General features: G+C 64.5%; 6 protein-coding genes. All 6 read right to left on the bottom strand.

Translation table 11 applies throughout. The features are described from left to right. Positions 1–696, bottom strand: a 696-nt coding sequence (locus JNK99_RS16420; protein ID WP_291855169.1) for a hypothetical protein, incomplete at its 3' end; no start/stop codon positions are given. 354 nt (positions 697–1,050) lie between these two features. After that, on the bottom strand, positions 1,051–1,413 hold the full coding sequence (locus JNK99_RS16425) for a response regulator transcription factor (RefSeq protein ID WP_291855172.1): 363 nt from the start codon (positions 1,411–1,413) through the stop codon (positions 1,051–1,053). A 133-nt stretch (positions 1,414–1,546) separates the two neighbouring features. Beyond that, entirely contained in the window at positions 1,547–1,966 is a 420-nt protein-coding gene (locus JNK99_RS16430) for a hypothetical protein (RefSeq protein ID WP_291855175.1), read from the bottom strand. 255 nt (positions 1,967–2,221) lie between these two features. Next, a complete protein-coding gene (locus tag JNK99_RS16435) occupies positions 2,222–2,863 on the bottom strand; it encodes a response regulator transcription factor (RefSeq protein WP_291855178.1) in 642 nt (213 codons plus the stop codon). Between the two features lie 6 nt (positions 2,864–2,869). After that, a complete protein-coding gene (locus JNK99_RS16440; RefSeq protein ID WP_291855180.1) occupies positions 2,870–5,395 on the bottom strand; it encodes a PAS domain S-box protein in 2,526 nt (841 codons plus the stop codon). A 78-nt stretch (positions 5,396–5,473) separates the two neighbouring features. After that, a complete protein-coding gene (locus JNK99_RS16445) occupies positions 5,474–5,854 on the bottom strand; it encodes a hypothetical protein (RefSeq protein ID WP_291855183.1) in 381 nt (126 codons plus the stop codon). Positions 5,855–6,015 lie beyond the last annotated feature (161 nt).

A 6,015-nucleotide genomic window follows, 5' to 3' on the forward strand; every position in this document is an offset into this window, starting at 1 on the left:
CACTTTGAAGAAAGGAGTGGCCGCCGCAAAGGTTGCGCAAGGTCGAAAAAGTGTGATGGCAAACAGGTCAGACCGTGACCCGCCAAGCCTGGATCGTTGTTTGAACTTTGAGTCCTTAAGGAGAATGAGGCGCGGGCCAGCGGATTCCATCAGGGCCAGCAGGTCTGTCCCTGCATAACAGGCCGGATATGGAACTGCCAGGCCGGACATGGAACTGCAGCCTATCTGTCCCAACACACCAAAACCGACTTTGGCAAAGGGGAGGCGTCCATATAGAACGATGGCACTGACCCGCGCCGCCGCGGCCTGACCCTGGCGGCGGTACAAACCTACGGCACGAGCAAGAACATGACCGCCGTCACCAACGCCGGCGCGGCGGTGACGACGCTCGAAGCCGCGTACGGCGTCGTCGTTGGTGACTACCTCGAAGCAAACCCCGGCTGGGGACGACTGAACGACCGATTTGTGCGCATCAAGGTGGTGTCGGCCAACGACGTGACGCTCGGAGGCGTGCACACCAGCAGCACGCTCTACCCGGCCGGGACGATGCCCCGAATGACTTCCCGATACGTCGGGATGCTTGCTGGAGTCGTCCGGATCCTTGCCGGAGCCATCCGGATGGCTACCGGAGCGGTTCGGAAACCTTTCCGACGCCTGCCTGCACCGGATCAGTCGCGCAATGAGCGCAGGAGTCATATCGACTTTCCTGTCAGCCACCAGCCACGCCCGACCATTTTCGACGCAGGCGATCCACCTCGCAACCACAACTCCTGCGCACTGCCCAGGAAGCCGAGCTGCGTGCCCAGCACACCCTGGCCAGCACGCCCGCACCCGACCGGCTGGTTACCGGGTCCTGCGCCTGCGCCGGACTGCATGCCATCCATAGCCTGATTCACCGCACCTACGACAAGGTCATGCATCGCCTGACAGTGCTTCTGTCGAGCTTCGTGCTGCTGGTCGGTCTGGGGATCATGTTCTTCCTGACGCATCCCTGAGACTGGCCTCGATCGCGGTGGCCAGGTAACCCGTAGCGCGGCGGATCGATGCTCGCTAAGCGCAAGCCAGCTTACGCAGGGCCTGCCGCAGGATGTGCAGATCGCTCTTCTTGTCGTAGAAGGCATAGGCACCGGCCTGCAGGCATCGCTTGCGGTACACCTCCTCGGCGAAGTTCGTGAACACCATCACCTTGACACCCGGATGTTGCGTTCTCACCTCGCGCAGAACCTCCAGCCCGCTGCCATTGGTCAGTTGAATATCGAGCAGGACGACATCCGGCGGGGCGCGGCGGATACTTGCGATGGCCGGGGCGGGACTGGCAAATTCGCCCACCACTTCGGCACCCTCGACCTGTGCGAGCATCTCGCGCAACATGCTGCGCACCACGGCTGAGTCATCAACGATCAGGATCGACATCACGACTGGTCACAATAAGGAGAGAGATTCACCCCGACGCAAGGGCGGCTGGCATTGTGCTCCGCCCCTGGCACGCAGGCCGCGCCGGATGTCCCTTGCCTGCAGCGCACTTCGACGACCGGCGCAAGGCGGGTCAGTGCATGCGGAGGGGAGAAGCCGATGACCTTGGCCGGAGCAGCCACTTCTCGACCTGCACATGCCCCATCAGCGCAACGTTGGGCAGGAGACTGAGCGAGGTGAGACCGGGAATGCTGGTGATTCCCTGTGCCAGCACGATGACGATCAGCGGATTGATCCCGTTGGCGGACTGGCTGGCCAGGGCGGCATGCACAAAAGCCCGCGCTGCCTTGCCCCAACCGATGATGATCACGTCGGGCGTATACCGCGCCGCGCAAGCGTAGGCGTCTTCGATGGAACGGGCGGTGGCCACGACATCGAGCCCGGCGTCCGCCTGCAGCGCGCTTCCGACATCGTCGAGAAACAGGTTGTCGGTATCAACCAGAAGGACACGGGTTCGGTCATGCTGCAGGGTGATCGATGCGCAGGCATCCATGCTTGTCTCCTCGGTTGTTGCGCCGCGCCCGGAAGCAGCTGCTTCCTGCGCGTCATGCCATCGAGACTGCATCATCCCCTGCGCGCCGGACATCGGCTATCGGCAGCGCGTGTAATTTTCCTGTCGGCGATGGCCGACAGCGGAGCCGTCGGGAAATCCCTACAGCACGCAAGCGCCGGCACCGGGCAGGCGCAACCCTGAGCGAGCAGATACCCGCTCGCCACACGAGCTGCGCGCGACCGGTCCGGCGCCGCGTCATGACAACAGGCCCTTCGCCAGGGCATAGCGGGCGAGTTCGGCGTTGCTGTGCAGCCCGGTCTTTTCGACAATGCGGGCACGATAGGTGGTCACCGTCTTGGGACTGAGGTACAGCGCCTCGGCGATCTGGTTCAGACTCTCGCCGGAGGCGATCCGCCGCAGCACCTCGACCTCGCGATCCGAGAGGGCCTCGGCGGCGGACTTCCTGCCGCGCCCCACCTCAACCGCCAACTGCTCCAGCAGCACCGGGCTGACATGCCGGCCGCCGCCGGCGACCTTGCGGATCGCCGCGAGGAGCGTCGCCGGCGGGCTGTTCTTGGTCAGGTAGCCGGCCGCGCCGGCTTTCAGCGCGCGCACGGCATAGACCTCCTCGGCGTACATGCTGAGCATGAGCACGGCCAGCCGCGGCCGCTCGCTCTTGATCTGCTTCAACAGGTCAAGACCGCCCTTGCCGGGCAGTCCGATATCGACCAGCGCGACATCGAATTCCCTCTGGCGGATCAACTGGATCGCCTGATCGGCGTTCTCCGCCTCGCCCGCCACCGCCATGTCGCCGGTCTGGGCCAGGAGCAGCCCCAGACCACCGCGCACCACGGCATGATCGTCGACCAGCAGGATCTGCAGCGCGGGCACGTTCATCGCCCGTCAAACCGGCATACGCAGAACAATGATCGTTCCCTTCTTCACGCCGCGCGACAGCGTGATGTCGCCGCCAAAGCGGGCGGCACGTTCCTGGATACCCAGCAGGCCCCAGGATCCGGCCTTGATCAGGGCCTCGTCGCCAAGACCCACGCCGTCGTCCTCGACCGCGATCACGACGGCACCGGCGGCGCGCCGGATACCGATGTCGACGCGCGCGGCCTGGGCATGACGGACGCAATTGGTCAAGGCTTCCTGGACGATGCGGAACATTGCCGTAGCACGCTCGGCATCGACAGCGATCGCCTCGACCTCGTCCGCAATGGAAATCACGCATTGCAGACCGGTGCGCTCCTCGACCTGCCCGGCATACCATTCGATCGCCGTCCATACGCCAAGCTGGTCGAGAACGCTCGGCCGCAGGTCGCTGATGATGCGGCGCATCGTATCGACAGCGGAATCCAGCAAGCGCGACGCGTGGGCCAACTGTTCGTCGCCGGGCAGCGCCGCCTCCCGGGCGCGATCGATGGCCATCGCGATCGCCCATTTGACCCCGGTCAGCGTGCTGCCGAGGTCATCATGCAGCTCACGCGCGATGCGTACCCGCTCCTCCTCGCGCACCCGCTCCAGGTATTGCGAGAGTTGCCGCAGCTTTTCGTTGGACTCGATCAGCGAGTCCTGGCTGTACTTGAGCGCGGTCATGTCGACCACATTCACCAGGACCCCGTCGATCTCGCCATGAGCGTTGCGATGCGGCGCATAGGAGGACAAGGTCCACAGCAGCAGCGGATCACCGCGACGCTCTGCGGCGGCCTCCGGCGCCAGGAGTTCGGTCGTTCCGCGCAAGCGCGGAACGAACCCGTCGGCCATCACCATTTCGCCCGCCAGGGCACGTCCGAGATAGGCTTCGATGCCGTGCTGCCGAGCCTGCGGGAACAGCTCATGGACCTGCTTGCCGATGGCGGCGTCGCGCGGCACCCCAATGGCGCGCTCGAGGAACCGGTTCCACACCACCACCCGAAGCGCCCGATCATAGACCACGAAACCCTGATCGACATTGTCCAGCACTTCCTGGGCGAAGCCCTCCGCCTGCAGGCGCGCCGTGATGTCCTGAACGGTCGCGACCAGGAAGTCAACCCCGCCGTTCTCATGCCGGACCGCGCGCACATCCGTCATGGCCGTGATGACGATGCCGTCCTTGCGCACGAAGCGCTTATCCGTCCGAAATCCGTTCGTCTCGCCGCTCGTGACGCGCTGGAACTGGAGCAGGTCGGCGGCGAGGTCGTCGCGGTAGGTGAGCTGCATCCAGGTCAGGTCGACCAGCTCGTCGCGGGGGTAACCCAGGATCTCGCACAGGCGGTCGTTGAAACGCAGCCAGCGCAGGTTGTCCGTGGACAGAACAGTCATGCCGACGAAGGGAAGATCGAAAAAGAAGTTGAGCAGGTGAGCCTTCTCGATTTCCTGGGCTGCCAGCTCGAATCGGTGTGTTCGTGTTTGCTGACGCCACAGCAGAAGGATCAGGAGCGCGACGACCAGGACGGCGGCCGTCGCGACCAGGCTGACCCAGAACACCAGCTTGCGCAGTGGAGACAGCACTTCATCGCGGTCGATCTTCGCCACCAGATGCCACGCGGTGCCGGCTACCGGACGCGTGGCGGCGAGTACGCTGACCCCGCGGTAGTCCTTCCCCAGCACGAACTGTGGCACACCGGCCAACACGGCGCGCGCCGCCGGCAGATCGGGATCATCGAGTGCCTGGCTGAACAGCAAGGCCGCTCCCTGGCGATGGCGCAATTCGTTCAGATACAGTACGGCGTCCCCCTCGCGGCGCACCAGCAGCGTTTCGGCGCTCGGGCTCGGTGTCGGCCAGCTCTGGATCAGCGGGAAAACGAGACGTTCGACCGGAGTGTCGAGGACGACGGCGCCCACCACCCGGCGCGCGCCGCCGACTTCCTGCGCCAGCGGCGCCACTACATCCAGGTGGACGCGACCCGATGCGCTGCGATAGAAATCGGTCGTCACCACACGGGCAGTCTGGAACGCTCTCTGGAGCGCCTGTCGGACCGGCGCCTCGGCAAATGTTTCGTGCAAACCCACCGCGAGGATTTGCTGGGCGCCGGCATCCACCACCACGAAGCCCTCGTAGGCGTACGCCTGCCTGAGCGTCTCGAGACGTTCGACGAGGCGTCGCCGTGCCCCGACATCCTCGCCACCCGCCGCGCGTACGGCATCTTCAATCAGTCCGGGGCTGGCGCCGAGGATCATGGCATTGCCGCGTCGCTCGTCAAGCCAGGTTTCGATCTGGCCGGCCTTCAGCTCGGCGATGGCGTTCAGATCCGCAAAGACCTCCTCCTGCAGACGCGGTTGTTCGAGGTAAAAAATTCCCCCACCGAGCAGTGGCACGAACAACAGCAGACCCAGGATGACGCCCAGCAGGCCGCGCCACCTCGATCTGGGCAGTAAACTGGCGTTATGGGAAAGGAGATCGAGCGGCACCAGAACGAGAATACCCAGGCGATCAAGCAGCGTCAATCAAGGTCGGGCCGGCGGTCAATCCGCCCGCTCCGTGTCCTTCCCCGGACACCGCCGGCAGATAACACACCGGCTGGCTCAGGGCCGATCGGCCAGAGCGCCGTCGAGCATCCGTTCGCATTCCACCATCAGCGATCGTTCGATCTCGGACTGGTGATCGGAATCGAGCGATTCCATCATTTCATGGACGGTTTGCAATCCGGCTTCCCGGCCGAGGGTTGCCGCGATCTGCCTGGCCAACTGACCGCTCAGCGCCGCAAGCTGTCGTCGTTCATCAACCCGCAGGCGACGTCCGGACCTTGCCGGCCAGTCGGTGACGAGACTCACCGCACGCGCCTCCTTCGGCCACTGGCGAGGCTCGTAGCAAATCGACAGGTGCTCCGCAACGAGGGCAAAGAGCAAGACAAGGTGTATCCCGCGGTCGGTCACCGGCGAGGGTGACGTCTTCTCCCGGGCCATGGATGACGCTCCTTGTGATGATCCTATTTTCCTCAGTTGAACCTCCCAGCATTGGTGCAAACTGAGCATTGATGAGGGTTTGGGGCCAAGAGGGAGGGTCACCCGATGGGTGAGATGGAGTTTGAGCGAAAGGCGCTGGTCAGAGCGGTTGATGGCGCCTT

It is taken from the genome of Accumulibacter sp., assembly GCF_016789985.1.
GTDB lineage: Bacteria > Pseudomonadota > Gammaproteobacteria > Burkholderiales > Rhodocyclaceae > Accumulibacter.